At 55.6% G+C, this 23186-nt stretch carries 19 protein-coding genes; 12 read left to right on the plus strand and 7 right to left on the minus strand.

From position 1 onward, the window contains the following. Positions 1-26 precede the first annotated feature (26 nt). Positions 27-341 (plus strand): pyrimidine/purine nucleoside phosphorylase, encoded by a 315-nt coding sequence (locus ACQE3D_RS06755; protein ID WP_168033646.1) that lies wholly within the window; start codon positions 27-29, stop codon positions 339-341. Between the two features lie 5 nt (positions 342-346). After that, entirely contained in the window at positions 347-841 is a 495-nt protein-coding gene (locus ACQE3D_RS06760) for an NYN domain-containing protein (RefSeq protein WP_064026749.1), read from the plus strand. A 10-nt stretch (positions 842-851) separates the two neighbouring features. Here the strand turns inward: ACQE3D_RS06760 and ACQE3D_RS06765 are convergent, their stop codons facing one another. Continuing rightward, on the minus strand, positions 852-1397 hold the full coding sequence (locus ACQE3D_RS06765) for an outer membrane protein assembly factor BamE (RefSeq protein ID WP_313728608.1): 546 nt from the start codon (positions 1395-1397) through the stop codon (positions 852-854). Between the two features lie 116 nt (positions 1398-1513). On the opposite strand from ACQE3D_RS06765, the gene fur reads away from it, so the two are divergent. Genes fur through lolD form a run of 3 tightly spaced genes read left to right on the plus strand, consistent with a single transcriptional unit; the run spans position 1514 to position 3888 of the window. Next, positions 1514-1933: a ferric iron uptake transcriptional regulator gene (gene fur / locus ACQE3D_RS06770; RefSeq protein ID WP_064026744.1), complete on the plus strand. Its 420-nt coding sequence runs from the start codon at positions 1514-1516 to the stop codon at positions 1931-1933. A 10-nt stretch (positions 1934-1943) separates the two neighbouring features. Next, positions 1944-3191 (plus strand): lipoprotein-releasing ABC transporter permease subunit, encoded by a 1248-nt coding sequence (locus ACQE3D_RS06775; protein ID WP_313728607.1) that lies wholly within the window; start codon positions 1944-1946, stop codon positions 3189-3191. Further along, positions 3184-3888: a lipoprotein-releasing ABC transporter ATP-binding protein LolD gene (gene lolD, locus ACQE3D_RS06780; protein ID WP_313728606.1), complete on the plus strand. Its 705-nt coding sequence runs from the start codon at positions 3184-3186 to the stop codon at positions 3886-3888. The genes ACQE3D_RS06775 and lolD overlap by 8 nt, the downstream gene beginning before the upstream one ends. Before the next feature lie 162 nt (positions 3889-4050). On the opposite strand, the gene ACQE3D_RS06785 is transcribed toward lolD, so the two are convergent. Both ACQE3D_RS06785 and ACQE3D_RS06790 read right to left on the minus strand, forming a co-directional pair. Next, positions 4051-4671, minus strand: a complete 621-nt coding sequence (locus ACQE3D_RS06785) for a cohesin domain-containing protein (protein ID WP_064026812.1) — start codon at positions 4669-4671, stop codon at positions 4051-4053. A 66-nt stretch (positions 4672-4737) separates the two neighbouring features. Then, the gene (locus ACQE3D_RS06790) at positions 4738-6294 is read right to left on the minus strand and encodes a putative Ig domain-containing protein (protein ID WP_064026814.1); all 1557 of its coding nucleotides are present in this window, start codon (positions 6292-6294) and stop codon (positions 4738-4740) included. A gap of 386 nt (positions 6295-6680) precedes the next feature. Between ACQE3D_RS06790 and ACQE3D_RS06795 the strand changes: the two genes are divergently transcribed. Both ACQE3D_RS06795 and ACQE3D_RS06800 read left to right on the plus strand, forming a co-directional pair. Next, on the plus strand, positions 6681-8579 hold the full coding sequence (locus ACQE3D_RS06795) for a GspE/PulE family protein (RefSeq protein WP_427551427.1): 1899 nt from the start codon (positions 6681-6683) through the stop codon (positions 8577-8579). Positions 8580-8598: 19 nt separating this feature from the next. Further along, positions 8599-9435, plus strand: coding sequence for an HDOD domain-containing protein (locus ACQE3D_RS06800; protein WP_064026818.1), 837 nt, complete (start codon positions 8599-8601; stop codon positions 9433-9435). Between the two features lie 150 nt (positions 9436-9585). Here the strand turns inward: ACQE3D_RS06800 and gpmI are convergent, their stop codons facing one another. Then, a complete protein-coding gene (gene gpmI / locus ACQE3D_RS06805) occupies positions 9586-11226 on the minus strand; it encodes a 2,3-bisphosphoglycerate-independent phosphoglycerate mutase (RefSeq protein WP_313728604.1) in 1641 nt (546 codons plus the stop codon). 289 nt (positions 11227-11515) lie between these two features. On the opposite strand from gpmI, the gene fba reads away from it, so the two are divergent. Together fba and ACQE3D_RS06815 are read left to right on the plus strand one after the other, a co-directional pair. After that, positions 11516-12538, plus strand: a complete 1023-nt coding sequence (fba, locus tag ACQE3D_RS06810; protein WP_313728603.1) for a class II fructose-bisphosphate aldolase — start codon at positions 11516-11518, stop codon at positions 12536-12538. Positions 12539-12636: 98 nt separating this feature from the next. Continuing rightward, positions 12637-13482, plus strand: a complete 846-nt coding sequence (locus ACQE3D_RS06815) for a phytanoyl-CoA dioxygenase family protein (RefSeq protein ID WP_313728602.1) — start codon at positions 12637-12639, stop codon at positions 13480-13482. A gap of 205 nt (positions 13483-13687) precedes the next feature. Here the strand turns inward: ACQE3D_RS06815 and ACQE3D_RS06820 are convergent, their stop codons facing one another. After that, positions 13688-14038: a hypothetical protein gene (locus ACQE3D_RS06820; RefSeq protein WP_064026826.1), complete on the minus strand. Its 351-nt coding sequence runs from the start codon at positions 14036-14038 to the stop codon at positions 13688-13690. Positions 14039-14488: 450 nt separating this feature from the next. Here ACQE3D_RS06820 and ACQE3D_RS06825 point away from each other — a divergent pair, with 450 nt between their 5' ends. Further along, positions 14489-15082, plus strand: a complete 594-nt coding sequence (locus ACQE3D_RS06825) for a glutathione S-transferase family protein (RefSeq protein ID WP_083385560.1) — start codon at positions 14489-14491, stop codon at positions 15080-15082. Positions 15083-15302: 220 nt separating this feature from the next. On the opposite strand, the gene ACQE3D_RS06830 is transcribed toward ACQE3D_RS06825, so the two are convergent. Together ACQE3D_RS06830 and ACQE3D_RS06835 are read right to left on the minus strand one after the other, a co-directional pair. Beyond that, positions 15303-15686, minus strand: a complete 384-nt coding sequence (locus tag ACQE3D_RS06830; protein ID WP_064026830.1) for a hypothetical protein — start codon at positions 15684-15686, stop codon at positions 15303-15305. Positions 15687-15907: 221 nt separating this feature from the next. After that, on the minus strand, positions 15908-18274 hold the full coding sequence (locus ACQE3D_RS06835; RefSeq protein ID WP_313728601.1) for a TonB-dependent siderophore receptor: 2367 nt from the start codon (positions 18272-18274) through the stop codon (positions 15908-15910). A 419-nt stretch (positions 18275-18693) separates the two neighbouring features. Here ACQE3D_RS06835 and ACQE3D_RS06840 point away from each other — a divergent pair, with 419 nt between their 5' ends. Both ACQE3D_RS06840 and ACQE3D_RS06845 read left to right on the plus strand, forming a co-directional pair. Then, the gene (locus tag ACQE3D_RS06840) at positions 18694-18924 is read left to right on the plus strand and encodes a hypothetical protein (protein WP_427551429.1); all 231 of its coding nucleotides are present in this window, start codon (positions 18694-18696) and stop codon (positions 18922-18924) included. 36 nt (positions 18925-18960) lie between these two features. After that, positions 18961-23046, plus strand: a complete 4086-nt coding sequence (locus ACQE3D_RS06845; protein WP_427551430.1) for an RHS repeat-associated core domain-containing protein — start codon at positions 18961-18963, stop codon at positions 23044-23046. The last annotated feature ends 140 nt before the right edge of the window (positions 23047-23186 follow it).

Below are 23186 nucleotides of genomic sequence, written 5' to 3' on the forward strand. Positions count from 1 at the left end.
TCCTTTTTTACCCACGGACTCGTAATATGACCGAATTCAACAACGTATCCATCGTCAAGCAAGCCAACGTCTATTTCGACGGTAAGGTTAACAGCCGGACCATTCTGTTTGCCGACGGCAGCCGCAAAACCCTGGGCTTTATGCAGCCCGGCGAATATACCTTCAACACCGGTGCGCCGGAGTTGATGGAAATTCTGGCCGGCGAACTGGATGTGCGCTTGCCGGGCAGCGATGCTTGGCAAACCGTCAAGGGCGGCGAGTCGTTTAACGTGGCCGGCAATGCCGAGTTTACGATGAAGGTTCGGGTGGCCAGCGACTATTGCTGTTCGTTTCTGGGCTGAGCCGGATGGAGAAGATAGCGATATTTGTCGATGTTCAAAACATTTACTACACGACTCGGCAACGCTATCAACGTCACTTCGATTACACCGCGTTTTGGCGTTTGGCGACCTCCGATGCGCAAGTCGTTGTCGCCATCGCCTACGCGATCGAGCGCGGGGACGGCAAGCAGCAGGCGTTTCAAAACATACTGAGAAATATCGGTTTCACGGTAAAACTAAAACCCTACATCTTGCGTCGCGACGGGAGCAGCAAGGGCGACTGGGATGTCGGCATCACGTTGGATGTGTTGGATTACGCCGCCGAAGTGGATCGGGTGATTTTACTGTCCGGCGACGGGGATTTCGAACCTCTGTTGCAGAAAATTCGTCGGGATCACGGTACGGCCAGCGACGTTTACGGCATTTACGGATTGACCGCGCCGGCGCTGATCAAGGCCGCCGACAATTTCATCGCGATCGCCGGTGGTTTGTTGAAAGCCGACGACAATCGCAAATCCTGAGTCGCTCGGCTTATTGTTCGACGTCCTCTTCGAGGATTTCCTTGCCTTTTTCCGCCGCCGCTGGCTCGGGTTTGGCGTCGGTGGAGTTCGCGGCGCCGGTCCGGCGCGGCAAGGTATCCGGCTCGTCGCTAAAGATGCCGCTGATTTTTTCCCACATCGACCGGTCCAGTTCGCGCTTGGGTAAATCCACGCTGGTTTCGGTCGATTCCTTGACGACCGGCAGGGAACTGGGGCGGAAGTCGCCTTGGACCCCCATCAGATTCTCGCCGTTGAAAAATAGCGAAATGCGTTTTTGCACGCGATCTTCGCCGCTGGGTTGTTCGGAGTATAAGTAATCCCAACGCCGCTCGTGAAAGGCGTCGGCCAGCATCGGCGAACCCATGATGTAAAGCACTTGGCGTTTGGTCATGTTTGGGCGAAGTTGATCGACCATGCTTTGGTCGATGATGTTGCCTTGCTCTATATCCAAAGAGTAAACGCCGGGGAGGTTGTTCAAAATGGTGGAGCAACCCGGCAGCGCCAGGCCGGCGGCGAGCAAAACGGCCAGTTTTTTCATTGCATCATCCAGTGAATTCGGTCGGAAACGGACGACCATTATCCCATAATTCACCCAGCGCCTGACCGTAAAAAACGATACAATGCCGGGATTGACTGTTAGACGGGGATAGGCTTGTGGAAACTAAGGATTTGCGTAACGCCGGGTTAAAAGTGACGTTGCCCAGACTGAAAATTCTGGAAATACTCGAAAAACAGCAAGACGACCACCACCTATCCGCCGAAAAACTCTACAAGATTTTGCTCGCCGAAGGCGAGGAAATCGGTCTCGCCACCGTATACCGGGTTCTGACCCAATTCGAGGCGGCTGGTCTAGTCAATCGCCACCATTTCGAAGGCGGCAACTCGATATTCGAATTGAACAGCGGCAGCCATCACGACCACGTCGTCTGCATGAAATGCGGCAGGGTCGACGAGTTTACCGATGAAGTCATCGAAAAGCAGCAGGACGCAATCGCTCGCCGTCTGGGCTATACCTTGACCGACCACAGCTTGTACCTCTACGGCTATTGCGCCGAGTGCAGTAAAAATCCCTGATTCCCCACTTATGTTCAAACCCCTGATCCTGTACATCGGGTTGCGCTACACCCGTGCCAAGAAGCGTACCCAATTCATTTCATTCATCACTTTGACCTCGGTGCTCGGCATTGCTCTCGGGGTTACCGCGTTGATCACGGTGCTGTCGGTGATGAACGGGTTCGAGGCCGAACTGCGCGAGCGGATCCTGGGCATGACTGCCCATAGCACGATCACCGGTCGCTACGGGCAATTGGAGGACTGGCGGCTGTTGGAAAACCGTACCCACGGTTTGCCGCATGTATTGGGGGCTGCGCCGTTCATTCACGGCCAAGTGATGATCAACGCGGATCGCCAAGTCAGCGGAACGTTGTTGCAAGGCGTGTTGCCGGAATTCGAAAGCAAGGTTTCCGAAGTCGCCGCGAATATGAAATTCGGCGCGTTAACCGATCTGAAACCAGGCGAATTCGGCATCATACTCGGCGCGGAACTCGCCAGTTATTTGGGCGTGATGATGGGCGATAAAGTCACTGTGATTACTCCGCAGATCAATTCGACGCCAGCCGGGATTTTGCCCAGGATGAAGCGCTTCACCGTGGTTGGCGTGTTTCAGGTAGGGATGTACGAATACGACCGCAACATGGCCTTGATGCATCTGGACGACGCCGGCAAGTTGTTCCGAATCGAGCCGGCGGTGTCGGGCCTGCGCCTGAAGCTCGACGATTTGTTCAATGCCCCGCGCATTACTCAAAGCTTGGCCGATACCTTGGGCGACGACTATCGGGTCAGCGATTGGACGCGCGCCCACAGCAATTTCTTTAAAGCGGTGCAGACCGAAAAACGCGCGATGTTCGTGATCCTATTACTGATCGTCGCGGTGGCGGCTTTCAACATCGTTTCGACCTTGGTGATGGTGGTTACCGACAAACGCGGCGATATCGCCATTTTGAAAACCCAGGGTCTGAGCAACGGATCGGTCATGGGTATCTTTATCGTATTGGGCTGCGTGATCGGCAGTATAGGAACTTTGTTAGGAATTGTCGGCGGCGTGTCGCTGGCCTTGAACGTCGAAACGATAGTGCCAGCCATCGAAAAAACCTTCGGTGTCAATTTCATGCCTTCGGACGTCTATTACATCAGCGAGGTGCCGTCCAAACTGATTTGGGGCGATGTGTATTGGATCGCTTGCGCGGCATTTTTGTTGTCGTTGCTGGCGACCTTGTATCCGGCCTGGCAGGCCGCCAAAGTGAATCCGGCCGAGGTGCTGCGCTATGAGTAATCCCGTGATTTTGCAATGTGCCGGTCTGACCAAGCGTTACGTGCAGGGCGATTTGAATGTCGAAGTGTTGAAGGGTGTCGATCTGTCGATAGCCGCTGGCGAGCGCGTGGCGATCATGGGGGCGTCGGGATCGGGCAAGAGCACCTTGTTGCACTTGCTGGGCGGTTTGGAAAAGCCCAGTGCCGGTTCGGTGGTACTCGACGGGGCCGATTTAAATAAGATCGGCGCCGGCAAACTCAGCCAATTGCGTAATCGAGCCCTCGGCTTTATTTATCAGTTTCACCATCTGCTGGGCGAATTTACGATCCTCGAAAACGTGGCGATGCCGCTGCTGATCGGAAATCAGTCGATTAAACACGCTAGACAGCAAGCGGTAGAACTGTTGAAAAGAGTGGGGTTGGGGCATCGTATGGCGCATAAGCCCGGCGAGTTGTCCGGCGGCGAACGCCAGCGCGCCGCCGTGGCGAGAGCATTGATCAATAAACCGAAATGCGTGTTGGCCGACGAACCGACCGGTAATCTGGACAGCAAAACCGCCGAACAGATCTATCAACTGATGCTGGAGTTGAATCGGGAGCTGCAAGTCAGCTTTTTGGTGGTCACTCACGACCCCGATTTGGCCGCGCGCATGGATCACGTGCTGTACATGGAAGACGGTTTGATCGTGTCAGAGCGCAGCCATCATGAGCAGGGTTAGCGCTGGAACGATTTTCGACGGCGACCGGTAAGTAAAACGGTTACCGTCCTTGTAAGTCGCTGGCTGAGCGGAGTCGAAGCCAGCGGCATAACGGACATTGAGGTTTATCCCCCTCCGTAGGGAGAGGGATTTTTTTACTTCGAGTTGTATCGTTACAGCGGATTAACCCTTCACGCTAGTATTGCGGTTACGACGTCCGAATATCGCCAATAAACCGGGCGCAAACAAAAAAGCGGCAGCCGGCACAGGTACCGGTGCGGGATCTTGAGCGGGGATAATGGTCACATTCGCGCCGCGCAACGAACCGGCCAGCGAAGTACCGTCGAATGAATACACAATTGGGTTGGTAATATTCAGCGGGTTATTCAGCGCGGCGTTTAGCGCTTTGAATTTGACGGTGCCTAGTAGCGTCGGAGCGGTAATGTTTAAACCCGCTTCCAGCGTGGAAGTCGCCGAAATAGCTTCCGCGAAATGAATTTTGCCGCCGCCGACCGTCGAGATGGAATTGGCGAAGGTTTCGGTATCCGCGCCGAAAATACTGGCGCTGGTCAGTAATTCGGCGGACAGGTTGGCGCTGTTATACGTTAGATTGAAATCGAATCCGCCGAAGTCCGCCAGACCATCGACATAAATATTCGCATCGAAAAACGAGCCTACCTCGGCTGTGTAAAGATCGGTATTGCCAGGTAACTCGATGGTCAAGGTTGTGGCGTTCGCGTTGGAAACGAAGGCCGCGAATCCAAGTGCAAGCACTTTAGAGAACAGGTGTTTGTGCATCATCATAAAAGAGTCCGTCGTTAAATTGGCCGGGAGGAATGTTCCCGGCCTTGGCTGAATGAGTGTTAGCGATTAGGGTGTCGGCGTGACCAAGGCGCATTGCGGTTTGGTGCAAAGCGACGCGGCTTTCCGATAGTCGGCGATATTAACCTTGCGGTCGTTGTTTAAATCTGCCGGGTCATTTGCCGCGACCGCTGCGCCGTACTTGGCTTTAATCGTTGCCAAATCGGCGGAGTCGATGTCGTTGTCGGCGTCGGTATCGCCGGGGCCGGTCACTTTAACGGTGTAGTTTTTGTTAACGATGCTGCCGTCGGCATCGGTGGATTCAACAAAAAAGTTAAATACGCCGACTTTGGATGGGGTGCCGGACAATACGCCGGTACTGGAAGCGATCGTCAAACCGTTAGGCAGGGTACCGCCGGTCGTCGTCACGTATGGTGTGTTGCCGCCAAAAACGACCGCACGTTGCGGGAAGGCTTGGCCAACGTTGCCGCTTTGAATTTCGTTAATCGTCGAAAGCGGTGCGGCTGCATTGAATTCGCCCATTTGCGCACCACGGTATGCGCCGACGATGGCCACGCTAGCGCAGTCGAATTCGGTGTCGTTACCGTTAGCGTCGGTAACGGTCACAACGTCAACACCGCTGACATTGTCGGCACCCACCGCATCGCACATGGCTTCGCCGCTTTCGCCGTCTATCGAAGCGGCCGGACCCACATATTCATAGAACTCGTAGCGTCGGGTCACGACATCCCGTCCGTCCTTCATGTCCTCGGCCTTGCCGGCCAGTTCGGATTTGTTTTTATTGTTTTTATTGTTGGTTTGCAACAGATACCATTCCGACTCTACTTCGTCGGGTTCGCCATTGGTCCAATCGGAATGACCGTCGTTATCTTTGTCATCGCCTACCAATTCTTCCAAGGCCAATACCCGGACTTTATGCGTTTTGGTTTTAATGACCTTCACCCAGCTCGGCTCGCCGAATTGCTTTGCCGGCGGAATAGGTGCTACCGGTGCCGGAATCGCCGCGACGACTTGCGCCGGAAATTGCACGACGGCCGGAACTTCGACGATGGGCGGTTGATTCGGAACCGGATTCGGTTTGATCACCGGCGGTTGTACGAAAACCGGCGGCTGATAAGTGTATGTCGGGGTGCCGACGTTCACCGCGGGACCGAGGACGACTTTGCCGGTGGCGTCCTTGACCAGCCAGTTATATTTGATCGTGCTGTAAGAGCCGTAGATCCCAACGCCAAAATGCTCGCAACCCTGGTTGACCGAGGGATTGGTGCACATATGGCCATTGGTCGGAGAAATGGCGCCCGGCGTGGCCGGGTTGGTAAAACCTGTCGTGGTGCCGCTCGCTGTCGGGGCTTCGTAGCGCACGAAGACTTTTGGGTGGTTGGGGTCGCTATTGTCTTCCCGAATCTTCGGTATGCCGTAATGATTCCATGAGTAAGTGCCGCCGATACTGGTGCTGTGGATGTCGTCAATTTCGATCTCGAAGCCATGGCAGGTTTCGCCGGTATCGTTGACCGCGTCGAAATTGCCGAGCGAACCGTATGCAGTCGACGCGCCGGCGTCGTGGGTGCTCAGCAAAAAGATTGCCGGCAAGATCAGTTTTCTCATGAGTGGATCCTTGGGAGTGGGTTGCAGTAGAAAATGCTCAATTGAGTGTTTAAAACGGACCGTATTGAAGCACACGAAGATAAGTTTTTAATTAAAATGTGATTAAGATAGCACTATGGGAAAATAATTCGCGCTTCGGCTTTTGACGCGAGCCTCGGGTTTGGTATCCCTGTCCAAGGCGAGTTCGGGAACATTCATGCCGGCGGCAGACCGAGTTTGGCTGGACGCCTGTCAAGGTGATAATATCCCGAATTGTTCAATACTGAATCAATCAATGCCTCTCACACTCTTTCCGCACGCGTTCGTTCGACTGATTTGTTTTCGATGTGGCCTCGGTGTGGAAATCACTTCGAGATGCGGTGCACCTAGTCCACTATAAAATCCACATGCTACCCAACGATTCCAGCGAGACCGGTCCGGACGCGGATTTCGCGGAGACCTTTTTGAAGCTGATGGTCGATCAAGGTGTTATCGACGCGGCCAAACTCAAATACGCTTTGCGCGTGCAAAGTAAATTGGAATCCGCCAAGCCGATCTTGGTCGTGCTTTGCGATTTGGGTTATGTGACCCAGCCTCAATTGGCCGAGTTGTTCCGTCGCCATCCGGTTAAAGTCAAACTCGGGCGTTTCCTGGTCGAATTCGGCTATATCGGCAACACCGACTTGCAACTGGCATTGGCCGCGCAACAGCAGGAGTTGGGCCGCAAGCGATTGGGCGAAATTCTGGTCGAGCGCAATCTGATCGCCGAATCCAAAATGCTGGAAGTGTTGGCGGACTTGATGGGGATTTCGGTCATTGATCTTAGCGTTGCCAATGTCGATCAAACCCTGATGTCCAGGCAGATGCTTAAGTCGGCCAATAAACACTGCTTCTTGCCGATCGAAAAACAGGAAGACGGCGTTTTGGTAGCGTTCGGAGATCCGCTGGACCACGCGGCCATTGAAATGGCCAGACATGTGCTCGGCAGCGAGATTATCCCGGCGGTCGGGCGCTATTCGCAGATCATGCGTCTTTTGTTGAATTTCGAGCGCAACGCCGGCGCCGAGAAAGTTTCGGTTTCCGAACAATCGGTGGTGGCGATCGTCAACAGTATCTTCAACGAAGCGATCCGCCTGGAGGCCAGCGATATCCACATCGAGCCGCTGGAGCACAAATTGCGGGTTCGTTTCCGGATCGATGGCATGATGGTGCATTATCGCGATTTCTCGTCGAAGCTGGTTCAGTCCTTAATCAGCCGGATCAAGGTGATGGCCGGTGCCGACATCGCCGAAAAGCGGCGCCACCAGGACGGCCGCGTCCAGTTCGAACAAGCCGGGACGAGTCATGTCATCGACATGCGGGCCTCGTTTTTCAGCACGCTCAACGGCGAGAAAATCGTTTTGCGGCTATTGAACCGCAAGACCGAATTGCTGGATATACACGAAGTGGGCATGGCACCGCTGATGTTGGAGCGCTTTGTCCAGGATTCGCTGGACGTGCCAACCGGCGTCGTGATCATCACCGGTCCGACCGGCTCCGGCAAAACCACGACCTTGTACAGTGCCGTGGATTATTTGAATGTGCCGGAAGTCAGTATCGTTACCGCCGAAGATCCGGTCGAGTACGTCATCGACGGCGTCGCTCAGTGCTCGATCAATCCGAAGATCAATTTGACCTACGAAGAAACCTTGCGTCATATTGTGCGTCAGGATCCGGATATCATTGTACTCGGAGAGATTCGCGACCGGTTTTCCGCCGATACCGCGATACAAGCGGCGCTGACCGGCCACAAGGTATTGACCACGTTTCATACCGAGGATAGCATTGGCGGCCTATTGCGTTTGCTCAATATGGAAATCGAGGCATTCTTGATATCTTCGACCGTGGTATCGGTGGTGGCTCAGCGTCTGTTGCGACGGGTCTGCCGTCAGTGCGCGGAACCCTTCCGTCCCGATCCGGCCTTGTTGCGACGCTTGAACATCACTCTCGACGATTTGACAGGCGGAGCCTTCATGTTGGGTAGGGGCTGCGAAAAATGCCGTTATACCGGTTATGCCGGTCGGGTTTGCGTCTTCGAATTGTTGTCGATGAACGAAATGGTCAAGGATGCGATCCTGCAACGCAAAACCTCCTACGAAATTCGCCGGATTAGTCTGGAGACGGCCGGTTTGGTGACGCTGGTCGAGGACGGCTTGGTTAAGGCCGCGGCTGGCGCGACCTCGTTGCAGGAAGTCATTCATAATTTGCCGCGTTTCGGCAAACCCCGTCCACTTTACGAATTGCGGCGCCTGCTGGGTAGCCGTTGATAGCAAACACGACTAAAAAATGAGCGATAAGTCCCTCGCGGAGTTGATTGACGAAGCCATCGCGTCCGGAACTGCCGGCTTGCCGGTATTTCCACGCGCGGTCACCGAACTGCGGCTGGCACTAAAAGACGAGAATCGCTCGCTGGACGCTATCGCCAAGCAAATTGCGATGGATGCCAGTTTGGCCAGTCAAATTTTGAGGGTCGCCAACTCGTCGTTTTATGCCAGTCTGAGCAAAATTAATACGGTTAAGGATGCCATTGTCCGATTGGGCTTACCAAAGATTGTGCAAATAGCCACTTTGGTGATGCAAAAGGGGCTATTCACGACCAAGGATCCGGCCACCACGCAATTCATGACCAAACTGTGGCAGCACAGTGTCGCGGTGGCGCTGGGCAGCGAATGGTTGGCGAAACGCCTGGCTTTTCAGGCTCAGGCCGAAGAGGCCTTCATGGCCGGATTGTTTCACGACATCGGTGAGTTGTTACTGATACGCTGCTTGGAAGACCTCCGTCTAAAGGAGCCCGATCTAAACTTGCCGGACGACTTAATACAAGAAGTTATTTCGCGCCAACACGAAGCAAAAGGCGCTTGGTTATTGCGATCCTGGAATTTGCCGGAAATTTACTGCAAGGTCGCCGGTTCTCATCACCATGCCGAATGCGCCGATAGCGGCACGGTCGAGTTGATCGTTAGAGTGGTCGATATGGTCTGCTACAAGCTCGGTATCGCACCGCGCGCGCAGCCGGACTTAATGGTTTCGAGCAGCGAGGAAGCCGCGCGCTTGGGCTTGTCCGAGATTACGCTGGCCGAATTGGAGATTGCGTTGGAAGATTCGTTGGCCTTGTCGGCCTAGCGTTTGGATGGGGCTGCCTTTGCGTTCGAACTGATCGCATGCCGCGCGGCGAGGGCTTGAGCGTCGAACGATGCCTACGTTCACGAACTTGCCGGGCACTTGGAATGTCGGTTGCCGCGCCAACCGCAAGCGGCGCGGCAACCGGTTTGCTTAGACCGCCTCGATTAAACTCGGGTCGTAGTCGTCCGGCGCTTCGAAGCCCAACAAATTCAGAATAGTCGCGGCCGAATTCGACAAGCCCGGCGCCGCGATGTCGCCGCGCAATCTGTAGCCGGGATTCTCCCCTGACACCAACACGAACGGCACCGGATTCAAGGTGTGAGAGGTTTTGGCCTTGGTGCGGCCCTCGGCATTTCTGACCACATTACCTTTTTTGTCTAGCTCGTACATTTCGTCGGCGTTGCCGTGATCGGCGGTGATGATCGCCGTACCGTTCATTTCCAGAATCACCGGAATCAAACGCGCCAATTGCAAATCCAGACCTTGCATCGCGGTGACCGCCGCTTCGAAATTGCCGGTGTGGCCGACCATGTCGCCGTTGGCGTAATTGACCCGCAGGTATTTGTAGTTACCGCTGCGCACCGCGGCTATCAACGTATCGGTAATCTCGGCGCACTTCATCCACGGCCGTTGTTCGAACGGCACCACGTCGCTGGGGATTTCGACGTAGGTTTCCAAGGAATCGTCGAATTTGCCGGAGCGGTTGCCGTTCCAGAAATAAGTCACATGACCGAATTTTTGGGTTTCGCTGATGGCGTATTGGCTGATGCCGTTTTTGGCGAGATATTCGCCCAGTGTGCGATCAATGGTGGGCGGCTCGACCAAAAAGCGCGGCGGTAGTTTGGTGTCGCCGTCGTATTGCATCATACCGGCGTAAGTCACTTTCGGCAGCGGGCCGCGCTCGAACGGGCTGAATGACTCTTCGGTAAAGGCGCGGGAAATCTCGATGGCGCGGTCGCCGCGAAAGTTGAAGAACACTACCGCGTCGCCGTCCACGATGGTACCCAGCGGCTGGCCGTCTTTGGCAATGACAAAGCCGGGCAAATCCTGATCGATGACGTTGGCTTCGTTGCGGAAGGTTTCGATGGCTTCGTGGGCGCTGGCAAACTGCCGGCCCAAACCCAGCACGTGAATGTCCCAGCCGCGCTTGACCATGGACCAATCCGCTTCGTAGCGGTCCATCGTGATTTGCATCCGCCCGCCGCCGGACGCAATCGCCACGTCGAAATCCGCGCCGCGCAAGCCGTCCAGATAAGCTTCGAACGGATCGACGTACTCCAAAGCCGAGGTTTCGCCGACATCGCGGCCGTCAAGTAGGATATGCAGGCGAACTTTCGCAACACCTTCTTGCTTGGCACGCTCGATCATCGCTTTCAAATGGTCGATGTGCGAATGCACGTTGCCGTCGGAGAACAGACCCAGGAAATGCAAGGTGCCGCCTTGTTTGGCGGTGGCGACCACCTCATGCCAAGCATGGCCTTGCCATAAGTGGCCGCTGGCGATGGATTCGGCGACCAGCTTGGCGCCTTGGGCAAATACCCGGCCGGCACCGAAGGCATTGTGGCCGACTTCGCTGTTACCCATGTCCTCGTCGCTGGGCATGCCGACCGCGGTGCCGTGCGCGCGTAGCGCAATCATCGGATAACTGGCCATCAGCTTATCCAGGGTTGGGGTACGGGCGGTTTTGACCGCATCGCCGTCCTCGCGCGGCGAAATACCGACGCCGTCCAGTACGATGGTGACCACGGGGCCGGGACAGGCGGAAAAGCGGGAAGATTTTTCGAGTTTCATAAGGTTTCGATAGTGTGGAAAATCAGCGAATGGAGGAATTTGCGCCTTGGCGGCAATGGGGGCGTATTTTATCAGTTGTGCCGCTCGCCGGGAAAACCGGCAAGGGCTAAGTACCGGCCGAGTTGGCAATTCGTCCCATTTGGCGGAGGCCGTGTACGCCGCGAACCGCTTTGTTGTTGAATTCGGCGATGCGGCGCTGGCGAATTCTCGGCAATGCCATTACGATGGCGCGCCGCGTCCGCCGGATGGGCGCGGCGACTTTTTACGATAAAAGCTTAAGGAGCGCCTGATGGCATTAGCGTCGTTACGACAAATTCTGGATTATGCGGCGGAGTACGGTTTCGCGGTGCCGGCCTTCAACGTCAGCAATATGGAACAAGTGCAGGCCATCATGGCGGCGGCGCATGCTTGCGACAGCCCGGTCATCATGCAAGGCTCGGCCGGTGCCAACCGTTATGCCGGCGAAGTATTCCTGCGCCATTTGGTTTTGGCCGCCGTCGAACAATATCCGCATATCCCGGTCGTCATGCATCGCGACCATGCACCGGCGCCGGCGATTTGCGCGCAAGCGATCCAATCCGGTTTTAGCTCGGTGATGATGGACGGCTCCTTGTTGGAGGATATGAAAACGCCGGCTTCTTTCGACTACAACGTCGAGGTCACCCGGCAGGTCGTCGCGATGGCGCACGCCTGCGGGGTGTCGGTGGAAGGCGAGATCGGTTGTCTGGGCGCGCTGGAAAACCGTCCTGACGATGAACACAGCCGTTTGCTGACCGATCCCGACGAGGCGGTCGAGTTCGTCGCGCGTACCGGGGTCGATGCGCTGGCGGTCGCCATCGGCACCAGTCACGGCGCTTATAAGTTCAGCAAGCCGCCCACCGGCGAAGTATTGGTGATCAGCCGTCTGAAGGTATTGCAACAACGGTTGCCGAATCTGCATTTCGTCATGCACGGTTCCAGTTCGGTGCCGGGGGAATGGTTGCAAGTCATCAACGAATACGGCGGCGCGATTCCCGAGACCTATGGCGTGCCGGTCGCAGAGATCGTCGAAGGCATCCGATACGGCGTCCGCAAAGTCAATATCGATACCGATCTGCGGATGGCGTCCACCGGCGCGATGCGCCGGTTTCTAGCTCAGCCGGAACAGGCCGCCGAACTGGACGCCCGCAAGACCTACCAAGCCGCCAGGGACGCGATGCAGGCTTTGTGTCAATCCCGTTACGAAGCGTTCGGCTCGGCCGGGCACGCCGGAAAAATCAAGGTCGTGCCGCTAAGTGCCATGGCCGAGCGGTACCGGCTGATTAAGGCTTAGCCAGGATGATCGCTGGCCGGCGTCCTCGGACATTCGGCCAGCGGCTCGTCGATGCCGGCGACGACCACGGTCCATCACTTTCCGATTGGCGAACACTGATGAACGATTCATACCGCAACGCCAAAACCTTCGACACGCAAGGCTATTTGCTGGTCCGAAGCCTGTTTTCCCAAACGCAGATCGCGGAGCTGAAAGCGATAGTCGAACGGATTTATCGAGCGTGGTTGGCTGAAAACCGGGCGTTGATGATCGCCAATCGCTTGGCGAATATGTATGGTTTGACCGACACTCGCTATTTTCTCGGAGAACCGGAACAGCGCTTAGCCTTGTTTGACTGGATCGCTCAGCCTTGCCTTGCGCTCTGGCTGGAAAGCCTATTCGGCGACACGCTCTACTTTCACAATACCCAGTTGTTTTTCAATCCCCACGATCCCGGCCAGGCGCCGTACTGGCACCGGGATCTGCAATACAGCGACGTGGACGATAGCACGCAACGCGCGGAGCAGGGCAGGTTATTGGCCTTGCACGTACGAGTGCCGTTGATCGCGGAACGCGGCGTGGCGTTGGTGCCGGGCAGTCATTGCCGTTGGGACAGCGAGCTGGAGCGGAATGTGCGCTTCGAAACTAACGGTTATCGTCAAGGCGACGATCTGCCCGGCAGCCTATTGATCGGGCTGGAGCCCGGCGATGCCTTGCTATTCGATGCGCAAATGCTGCATCGGGGACATTACCGGGACAATGCCGAGCGCTTGGCCTTCGACATTTGTATTGGTCGTTATCATCCGGCCACTGCTTCGTTTTTGGATGCGGCGGTTTTACCCAGCGAAGCCGAGATGGCGCGGCTGGTCGACGATCGTTGGTATCGCCGAGCTTGGCGGGTGGCCGCCGGTATGGACCGAGTTCGAATTTTGGCGGGTTTGGGGGATGAGTGCGCGTGGCCCTAGGACCGGAGAGGCTAGGGCGAGACGATCGATTGGTACCCGGCCGATGGCTTCGAGCATCAAACCCACCGCCGAGGGCTCTCGAAAACCGGCAAAACGTTCAAGCCGTTATACCGGTGCTAAAGCAGTTGGGGAGGCGGCTGAGCTTGTATTAAATCCCCGTGACGGAGATACGTCTGATGACAGCTCGCCTCGCGCCTAGGGTGTATTAAAGCGATTTATACAGCGCTATCGCTTTGTTTAATTCTTCAGTGGCTTTTTGGATGTCGCCTTTCTTGGCTTGAATTTGTCCTTGCATCAAGGTTGCGTGGGCTTTCTTAGCGGTTTCGGAGCTGCCGGCAATCGCTTCTGAGGCAAAGCGCGCGGCTTTTAACTGAACTTGAGCGGCCGAGAAATCGCTTTTGCTGACTTCGACCAAGCCTTTTTCGATCCGCGAAATGATTTCGGCGGTGGCTGCCGCCGGGCTGCTGGCGGTTTCTTCGGCAAGCGCCGCAGTGCTGCTCGCCGCGAATGAGGTTGCGAAAACGAAAATGAGTGCTGCAATTTTGAGTAGATTCATGATGTATGCGTTTTATGAAAAGTAGGAAGGAGCCAATGACTAAAAATTGCGCCGTTTCAGCATATAGGCTGAAGCATGGACACCATGAGTGGCAATGGGGTTCACGTCCGTGCGAATGGGATAGGCGTTCTGCCCGAGCGTCGATGAAGACCCTGAGAACGTAAAGCGAATCCGTGCTGCTTGAAGGTTTGGTTTATCGCATTGGGTTAGGTAAGGTGTCTGCCCTACCGAGACCCATCATATAGGAAAACTCGATGCGCGGTACGGACAATTTGACAGTCCCTGGAGCGAATTTGATGTTGTGGAGGGGTAGGGTGGTTTCATTGGCAAATTCGGCCAAATCCCCTTTAGGTCGAGCAAAAACGTTTCTTGGTGTTTGCCGAGATTTTTGATGTTAGAGGTCAAGGCGTTTATGCTAAACCTTCGTTGCCTACCCTTGGGAGAACCACCTTGAAGCTCTACGATATGCTGCTGTCCGGCAATTGCTACAAAATCCGCTTATTTTGCGGTTTGCTGGGACTCGAATACGAAACGGTGCCTATTGATTTGGCTAGGCAAGAAAATCGAAGCCCGGAATTCTTGCAACTCAATCCGCGCGGTCAGATTCCGGTTTTGCAGGACGGCGAGATCAGGCTTTGGGATTCGACGGCCATTTTGGTCTATTTGGCCAGGCAATACGGCGCGCCGCATTGGTTGCCCCTGGAGCCTTCTGCCTTAGCCGAAGTCATGCAGTGGTTAGCGCTCGCTCAAAACGAGCTGCTATACGGCTTGGCGCGGGCCCGGGCGGCTAATTTGTTCGGTAGGCCGTGGGACATCGGCCAATGCCAAGAACTGGGCAAGCGTGGTTTGGCGGTGTTGGAGCAACGGTTGGAAAACCGCGAGTGGCTGGCGAACGGCCGCATCAGTATCGCCGACGTCGCTTGCTATCCTTATGTCGCGCTGGCTTCGCAGGCCGGCATAGCGTTAGACGAATACCGGCATATTGGCGCGTGGTTGCAGCGAATCGGCCGTCAACCGGGTTATGTCGGCATGCCGGGGCTTTAGCCGTCCGCCGGTTACAGTGGCGCGCGCCCTACAGGCTGATGTTTCCGATGGGTGGATGGGCTGAGGTCGGCGAGGGCCTGACCGAATTCGCCGTTCACATTTGGCAATCGCGGATTTCCCCGAAACCTATGCGCCGCGGACCGGCTTGGTCGCTTGAAATGCTTGCGGGACGCCGACTGAATTAGCCTTGAAGGACGATGCCTCGACCAAAACGAGCAGGCTAGGCCACGGTATCGATATTGCCGCCGACACCGGTTGCCGAAGTATCGCCGGCCGTCGTCGTCAAACCCGACGCCGAATAGGTCGCCGGCTGTACTTCGGCTTCGTTGACGATTTTGGTCACTTGCTCGCCGGCTTGGCGGAAAGCGTTGCTCAGCGTCAAACGGTTATTCAGGTCGTCCGATTTGACTTGCGCCTGATTGGCTCGGCTATCCAACGCCAGCGCTTTTTCCTCGTATTTATCCGCCATGGCTTGAGCGGAATCGGCTTGTTTCCTTAAGGATTGGGCCAGCTGTTCGGCTTGCTCGGCATTTCGTTTGGCCGAGACCGAACTCAGCTGTTGAAAGCCGGATTGCAGCGCGCTGGTAACGGACAAATCGCTCATGAGGAGACTCGAAATGACTAGGGAAACCCGAAACTCCAACGGTTGAAACCAAGATCAACCGACTGAATTACTCCCGCTTGTTACGCCGATTTGTTGGTTAAGTCAAGTCGATTGTTTGTCCGCTGCCACTCGAGGGCCAATCTTGGTTTTATCCGGGTTTCTCCATGGAGGACAGCGCCCGGCGGGAGATGTCGTCGGGCGCTCGGATCGCTGGTTTCGGCTTAAAACTCGTACTTCAACGAACCCATCACATTGACCGGATAACCGGGAATCGCGCCCAGACTGCTGCCGTCGGAGTTGGCGTAATAGCGTTTGTCCAACAGGTTGTTGACATTCAACTGAGCCGTCAAGCGTTGTTGGCCGAAACGTTGGGTATATGCGGCCATTGCATCCAAACGGACATAGCCGGGCATGTAGTAAGAATTATCCGAATCGCCTGGTCGCTTGCCGACCGTTACGACGCCCAGGCCCGCTTTAAACGCGTCGTTAAATTGCCACGTGCCCCACAAACTGCCTTGGTGCCTGGGTACGTTTTCCAGGCGTTTGCCTTGCAGTCCGTCGAAGTCCTCAATGTAATTGGCTTGCGTATACGCATATGTGCCAAGCAGATGCAGTTGGTCGGTAACTTGTCCGGCCAAGTCCAGTTCTATGCCTTTGCTACGGATCTTGCCGGCCAGAATCTGAAAATTGGGATCGGCTTGATGGGGATCGTCGGTCAGCAGATTGCTTTTGGTCAAATGGAAAAACGCCAAGGTCGACGAAAATTTCCGATCGGCCGATTCGGTCTTGATGCCGACTTCGTACTGTTGGCCTTGCTGCGGATCGAAGCGTTGGCCAGTGCCGGAGAGGCCGTTGTTGGCGCTGAACGACTCGGTGTAGCTGCCGTACAGCGATAGCCAGTCTTGGGCCCGGTAGACGACACCGGCGCGGGGGCTGAAGGCGTTGTCTTCTTGCTTGACCCGGCCGGCTTGGGCAGCCGCCAGCGAGACCGGCGAAAACCGGCCGCCGGTGCTGACGTTGTCGTATCGGCCGCCGAGCAGGATGTGCAGGCGGTCGAACAGCGTGATTTGGTCTTGAACGTAAGCGCCTATCCAGGATTCCTTACGGTAGAAGAACGCGTTGTCGGCGGGCAGGGCGTTGAAATCGACTTGGCCGTAAACCGGCGCGAAGATGTCGATTCCCGCGACCGCCGCTCGCGCCGAATTCGACTCGGTTGTCGCATGAAAACCGTCGACGCCGATCAGCAGGTTATGCCGGCTGCCCAGGATTTCGAATTTGCCGTTCAAGTCGATATTGCCGGAATGGGTCATGATGTCCTGCACGCCTTTGGAGGCGGTGCGGTCTAAAAACAAGTGTCCGTCTTCCTCGCGCAGACCGCCGAAATTGAACAGGGTCGGTCCGCTCAAAGACCAATCCTTGAATAAATAACGCTGGGTGATTTTCCAATCGTCGTTGAAATGATAGGTCCAGTCGAAGCCGACTAGCTTGCTTTCCATCAACTGGCGTTGCGCGCCGTCCTTCAGCGTGCGGGTGATCGGAATCGGCGCCGGGCGATGGTCGATGGCCGGAATCCCGAAGTCGGCGTTGAAGCGGTCGCGCTTGTATTCCAGCTCCAGATTGGTTTCGAATTTTTCATTGGGCCGCCAGCTGAGTTTCGGCGCCACGAAATAGCGTTCGTTACCGACAAACTCCCGGAACGATTGGCTGTCCAGGTAGGAGCCATTCAGGCGGTACAGCACGGTTTTGTCGGCATCCAGCGGGCCGGTCGCGTCGATCAGCGTGCGGTATTGATCGTAACTGCCGAATTGTTGCTGGACCGAATAATACGCGGTATCCAACGGCTTTTTGGTCACGTAATTGACCAGGCCGCCGGGTTCGATGCGTCCGTACAATACCGCCGCCGGCCCTTTGACGATTTCCACCTGCTCGATATTGGCGATGTCGTAAACGTCCTGGCGGTTGAACAAGCCGTTGCGGTAGGCATCGCCGAATCCCGAGCCGGCCAGGCCGCGGATGATGAAATTGTCGTACAGATAGCCGCCGCCGGTGCGGCCCAGCACGCCGCTGACGTGGCCGTTGACCGCATCGGGCAGGGTGATGGATTGTTTGTCGGCCAGTACGGCCTTAGGTACCACTTGGATCGACACCGGCGTGTCCATGATGGGCGTGTCGGTCTTGGTGGCGGTGGTGGCGTTGGGAAGGCGGTAATCGGTGTTGTAGGGATCGCTGGAATCGTAAGCGGCTTTACCGATTACATTGACCGGCGCCATCATCGTCGCATCGCCGCCGAGCGGCTTAATCGCCAGCGAGCCGTCCCCGGCAACCGAATAGCTCAGGCCGGTGCCGGCCAGTAATTTGGCGGCGGCCTCGGCTAAGGTTATGGAACCTTGCAAGGCGGGCGCGCGGCGGCCGGCGACACTGTCGTGAGCGTAAAAGACTTGCTTGCCGGATTGCGCGGCCAGTTTTTGCAGCGCGCCCGCCAGATCTTGCGCCGGGATGTCGAAGGCGTAGCTCGGGTCGGCGGCGCGCACTTCGCAAGCCAGCAACGCGGCGGTCAATAAGAGCGGATGTTTTAGCGATGCGGTCATAGGGTCTCCTTGAGTTTAGGGTTTCCTATGAAACGCACCAGCATCGAAAAGACGCCAAACCGTCCGATTTATTTTGACAAGCGCTTACGCGGCCTGTAGGTGCGGGCTTTAGAGGTTGTACTGTGTTTTCGGATTGCTATTGCGGCTTGGTCAGGGGGAGAGATACGTCTGGTCGATTCTCCCGCGAATCCTGAGACGCCTCTAATCCAATTTCGGGTTAGAGGGTGGTTGCCCCCCTGAATTCATAAGTTCCCGTTGGACTGCTTGTCGACGCGATATTAGGCGCGTGACGACGCAAAAAAAATTCGAATGGAGTTGGGGGATTTTCGTTTCTCAATCGTCTTACAAAATGTGCGCCGCTGATTAAACGCGTTAATACGGGTGCTGCCGTTTGGATAAATACTGATTAAGGAGACAACATGCTTGCTACCCTGTCTAGTCGATTGCTGATAATAGTCGTTGGAATGTGCTTGCTTTCGGCTAACGCGTATCCCGATCCCGGTTTGCCTTACGAGCAATTGGCGGGACAGATGCAAGTCGAACAATCGGACAAGAACCGCGTACCTCAAGTGGAATTTCAAACCGAGCCGCTGTATGGCGCGACACTGCTGAAGGAAACCGACTATCGGGGCGAAGGCCAGTTTCCATAGGAGTTTACCCGGTTCAGTACCTCGCCGCGAAGCATCATGGCGGAAGACTGCGACTATCAAGCCGCCATGAATGGGGAGTGGACTCATAGCTACTCCAGTTGTCTGATAGACCATCTCAACTATGGTGGATCCTCCGGCAATCGAACTATCAGTGTTTGCACGATGGGGATTTGCACCAAGTTCATGGAGAACCTGAAGCCTTATGCCAGAGACATACACGATACTCTGGTTAAAAACGGGTCTGTTAACGGCGTCACCTACAAATGGGTATATACCAATTTTAAAACCGGGATTCGCGAAGCGTACGACAGTAAAAGCCGCTTGGCGGCCCGGTTCGATCGTTCCGGGATAGAACACCGCGTCACCTATCAAACCAGCTCGCCGTACCGCGTCAGCGAAGTGACTCACATACCGAGCGGCCGCCGCTTAAGTTTTCAATATACCTCCGCCGTGCTGTCGTCGGTCACCGATCCGGACAATCAGGTTTACCGTTACAACTTCACCGCTAGCCCGCGAACCATTACATTGCCCGCCGCCGATGGGGCTTCGGCGGCGCTCGTCAGGACTTATGCCACGGTGACGACCGTCGATTGTAATTCCAGTCCTGGCGGGATACCTAACGCGTTTTCTTATCTGAGCAAAGTTCAAGAAGCCGGGCAAACAGTCTTGGATGTCAAATTTGATTGGCTCTGCGGGACTCTTTTTCCAACCTACTCTCAAATCACCCGTGCCGGCCATAACGCGAAGAACTTGCTACAAAAGCGCGGTTTAGTTCTTAACTCGAGTCCCACCAAATACAAACTGACCGAGCAATTTACCGATTCAGATTCGAGTGCCTATCGCTCGGTACCCTATTTCCGATCCTTCAAATGCATCAATTGTACCGACACCGACGCGGCTTTTCTTTATAGACCGGTCGCCGTCAGCACCCGTTGCGCCGGCTGCGACGCCGACTACCAAGGCTACACCTGGCAGAAAAACGGCGACATGCTGACCCGCACCGATTACCTCAACCGGGTCACCCGCTTTACCTACAACAGCAACGGCCTGCCTCTGACCGAAACCGAAGCCGACGGCACCGCCGAAGCCCGCACCACCACCCGTACCTGGGACAGCCGCTTCCCGCTGAAAACCTCGGAAGTGGTTGGCGAAGTCGCCAAGGATTGGCGCTACAACGATCAAGGCCACCTCACCCGCGAAATAGTGCGCCCCGCCTCGGAAGCCTTGGTCAACGACGCCTGTCCGGCCAATTCCAAAACCTGCCACCAAACCGATGTCAGCTACAACTACGATCCCAACACCCATGTCACGCTGCGCGTCGTCAAAACCGGGCCGCGCCCGGAAAACGGCGCCAGCGTCACCGACTACCGCAGCAACGGCGACCTGTGGAAAACCACCGACGCGCTGGATCACGTGAGTGAAGTCGTAAGCGTCAACGCCCACGGCCAAGTTACCGATCAGTCCGACATCAACGGCGTTCACACCGTCACGTCGTACAACGCGCTACGTCAACCCAAGACCGTCACGGTCGGCAACGACGTGACCCGTTACGACTACTACACCGACGGCCGTTTGAAAACCCTGACCCGGCCGGACAACAGCGTACTCCACTACACCTATACCCCGGCCGGTTCGGTCAAGACCGTCAGCCTGACCCACGACGGCATTACCGACAGCGTCGAATATCAACGCGATAGCCGGGGCAAGGTCCTGCACACCGTCGCCAGCCGTAGCGGCGACAACCCACAGACCTGGCACCAATCCTTCGACGACAAAGGCCTGCTGTTGACCGCCTCGGACGGTAGCGGCGGCTGGAACCGGGAACTGAAACACAACGCCAACAACCTGCTGGAACGCAGTTGCCTGAGCGGTGAAACTTGCGACCTGAGCTTCTACACCGGCCTCGATCAAATCAGCGACCGGGCCAGGGCGCCGCTGCTGAGCAATGGCACGCTGGGCGCGCAAACCCCGCTATTCAGCCTGGACTACGACGTGGCCGGCCGAGTCAAGCAAGTCGTCGATCCGGTGAACGCCACCACGCTATTAAGCAACAACGAACTCGGCAAGCACACCGACGAAGACTCGCCGGACTTCGGCAACCGCGGTTCGGAATACGACAAGGCCGGCAACGAAACCTACCGGGCGGACAGCGACGGCCATAGCGCGGTCAAACAATACGATGCGCTGGACCGCTTGACCCGGATTGACTATTCGGATGGCGGTTCGCTGGTGCAAGTTTGGGATGTGCAAATGGTCGATAGCAATCCCCTTGATCCAACGGCGTACATCGGGCGGTTGAGCGCACGGACAAAAACACACGCAGCGTCCCATGGCGGTTTAGTGGTTACCGATCGTTTTAAATACAACGGTCGGGGCGATCTACTCGAAATGGAACAAGCGATTCCCAACGGCGGAGGCACGGACAAATTGTCCGTTCAATACGGCGTTGGCGCGGACGGTCAAGGGCGACCGGAGCGCTTAACCTACCCCGGCGGGTTGGCGATTCAATACGGATACGGGAACGATGGCCGGATTGCCACGGTGCGCGCGCTATTCCCGTCGGGCGGTACCAATACGTTAGCAGCCGAAATCACATACCAACCTTTGATCGGGCGGCTTCGGAGCATGGTTCTCGGCAACGGCATACGCTACCGGCGGGATCGCGATGCCGGTGGTCGCCTATCGTCGATTAGTGCCAACAAAGCTGACGGAACCCCTGTTTATGCTTACGACGTCAGATACGACGACCGTAACCGTGTATCGGGCTATGGGAGTCTTAGTTTTGGTTATGACGATTTAGACCATCTGAACTTGCAAACCACCACGCAAAGTCAGCAACGTACCGTGCTCGACCACGACAACAACGGCAATTTACAGCGCCTGGAAAATTACAATGCCGCGGGTGCCCTCATGCGCGGCGACACTTTTCGTTACATCGACAACCGCTTGAGTACCGAAACCTTTAATCCGGCGCCGGACGGCAGCGTCAACGTCAGCTACGGCTACGACCTGTCCGGCTTCGTGACCGGCATAGCCGGCAACGAATACGGATACGGCGCGGATCGGACCATGACGTACTTCAAAAACGCGTCCGGGCGAGAGAACTACTACTATGATGGCGCTCGGCGTAGAGTGTATAAAACCGGCGGGTCGGGTACCGTGCGGTATTTTTACGACCAGTCCGATCGTCTAATCTACGAATACGGATCGGGTCGGCAACGCAATTATATTTGGCTAGGAGATATCCCCGTGGCGGTGATTGATCTGGACGCCAACGGCTCGCATATCGCGACACATTACATCGAAACCGACTTCACCAACACCCCGCGTTATTTGAGAAAAGAAGGGGGTGATCCTGGAAAAGCAGTTTGGGCCTGGCCGATCGCCCCCTACGGCGACACCCCGGCCCTGGAAGACCCGGACGGCGACGGCGTGAAGACCACCTTCAACCTGCGCTACCCCGGCCAATACTACGACGCCTTCTCCGGCCTGCACTACAACCACACCCGCTACTTCTCGCCCCGCGCCGGCCGCTACCTGCAACCCGACCTGATCGGCCTGGAAGGCGGCACCAATGTCTATACTTACGCCAACGGCAATCCGGTCAGCTATACCGATCCGACCGGGACTGAAAGTATTTTGGGAGAATTCACCTCATTTTTTTCTTCAATGTTCTCTTCAATATCATCGGGTTTTAGTTCAATTTCTTCGGGTTTTCAAGATGGTGTAGGCAGTTTTGTAGGTAAAATATGGAATGGCGCTAATACAGTTATTGGCGGTATTTGGGGTGGTATTGGGGCGTTGTTTGGGGCTAATGTTAGTGCCGGTAACAATGCAATTGAATTTACCAACCATCCATTCATGCGAAGCGGAAGTGCAATTACTATTGGAAATACAATTTCATATGCATCTGATTTTGGTCCTACTAAGAAATTTAAAAATGGCAATTTAGTAGGTAATCACGAGTTTCAACATACAATACAAGGTGAACAACTTGGCCCCTTATATCTGCCATCAAATCTTTTAGGTGGTACAGCAGGATTAATCTTCAATGGGTTATGGGGAGGGAGTGCGAACTGGAATGAAGTTGGGCCGTATTCGTCCCCTCAGTCTCCGTGGTGACAATTATGATGTGGATGCATTTTCTAGAAAATGAAACTTTGTAATAACCTTTGGTGCTAGTTCGTAAATTATTTCATATAAAGTTCAATGATATATAGATTATTGGGTATGTTGCATAGGACTGCATGACCCGCACAAGC

The sequence above is a fragment of the Methylomonas sp. MS20 genome, assembly GCF_050275925.1.
Classification (GTDB): Bacteria; Pseudomonadota; Gammaproteobacteria; order Methylococcales; family Methylomonadaceae; genus Methylomonas; species Methylomonas koyamae_A.

Excerpts from the sequence above, each read along its gene's own strand:
- ACQE3D_RS06755 (WP_168033646.1), top strand. The coding sequence starts at position 27 with ATGACCGAATTCAACAACGTATCCATCGTCAAGCAAGCCAACGTCTAT.
- ACQE3D_RS06760 (WP_064026749.1), top strand. The coding sequence starts at position 347 with ATGGAGAAGATAGCGATATTTGTCGATGTTCAAAACATTTACTACACG.
- ACQE3D_RS06765 (WP_313728608.1), bottom strand. The coding sequence starts at position 1,397 with ATGAAAAAACTGGCCGTTTTGCTCGCCGCCGGCCTGGCGCTGCCGGGT.
- ACQE3D_RS06775 (WP_313728607.1), top strand. The coding sequence starts at position 1,944 with ATGTTCAAACCCCTGATCCTGTACATCGGGTTGCGCTACACCCGTGCC.
- lolD (WP_313728606.1), top strand. The coding sequence starts at position 3,184 with ATGAGTAATCCCGTGATTTTGCAATGTGCCGGTCTGACCAAGCGTTAC.
- ACQE3D_RS06785 (WP_064026812.1), bottom strand. The coding sequence starts at position 4,671 with ATGATGATGCACAAACACCTGTTCTCTAAAGTGCTTGCACTTGGATTC.
- ACQE3D_RS06790 (WP_064026814.1), bottom strand. The coding sequence starts at position 6,294 with ATGAGAAAACTGATCTTGCCGGCAATCTTTTTGCTGAGCACCCACGAC.
- ACQE3D_RS06795 (WP_427551427.1), top strand. The coding sequence starts at position 6,681 with ATGCTACCCAACGATTCCAGCGAGACCGGTCCGGACGCGGATTTCGCG.
- ACQE3D_RS06800 (WP_064026818.1), top strand. The coding sequence starts at position 8,599 with ATGAGCGATAAGTCCCTCGCGGAGTTGATTGACGAAGCCATCGCGTCC.
- gpmI (WP_313728604.1), bottom strand. The coding sequence starts at position 11,226 with ATGAAACTCGAAAAATCTTCCCGCTTTTCCGCCTGTCCCGGCCCCGTG.
- fba (WP_313728603.1), top strand. The coding sequence starts at position 11,516 with ATGGCATTAGCGTCGTTACGACAAATTCTGGATTATGCGGCGGAGTAC.
- ACQE3D_RS06815 (WP_313728602.1), top strand. The coding sequence starts at position 12,637 with ATGAACGATTCATACCGCAACGCCAAAACCTTCGACACGCAAGGCTAT.
- ACQE3D_RS06820 (WP_064026826.1), bottom strand. The coding sequence starts at position 14,038 with ATGAATCTACTCAAAATTGCAGCACTCATTTTCGTTTTCGCAACCTCA.
- ACQE3D_RS06830 (WP_064026830.1), bottom strand. The coding sequence starts at position 15,686 with ATGAGCGATTTGTCCGTTACCAGCGCGCTGCAATCCGGCTTTCAACAG.
- ACQE3D_RS06835 (WP_313728601.1), bottom strand. The coding sequence starts at position 18,274 with ATGACCGCATCGCTAAAACATCCGCTCTTATTGACCGCCGCGTTGCTG.
- ACQE3D_RS06840 (WP_427551429.1), top strand. The coding sequence starts at position 18,694 with ATGCTTGCTACCCTGTCTAGTCGATTGCTGATAATAGTCGTTGGAATG.
- ACQE3D_RS06845 (WP_427551430.1), top strand. The coding sequence starts at position 18,961 with ATGGCGGAAGACTGCGACTATCAAGCCGCCATGAATGGGGAGTGGACT.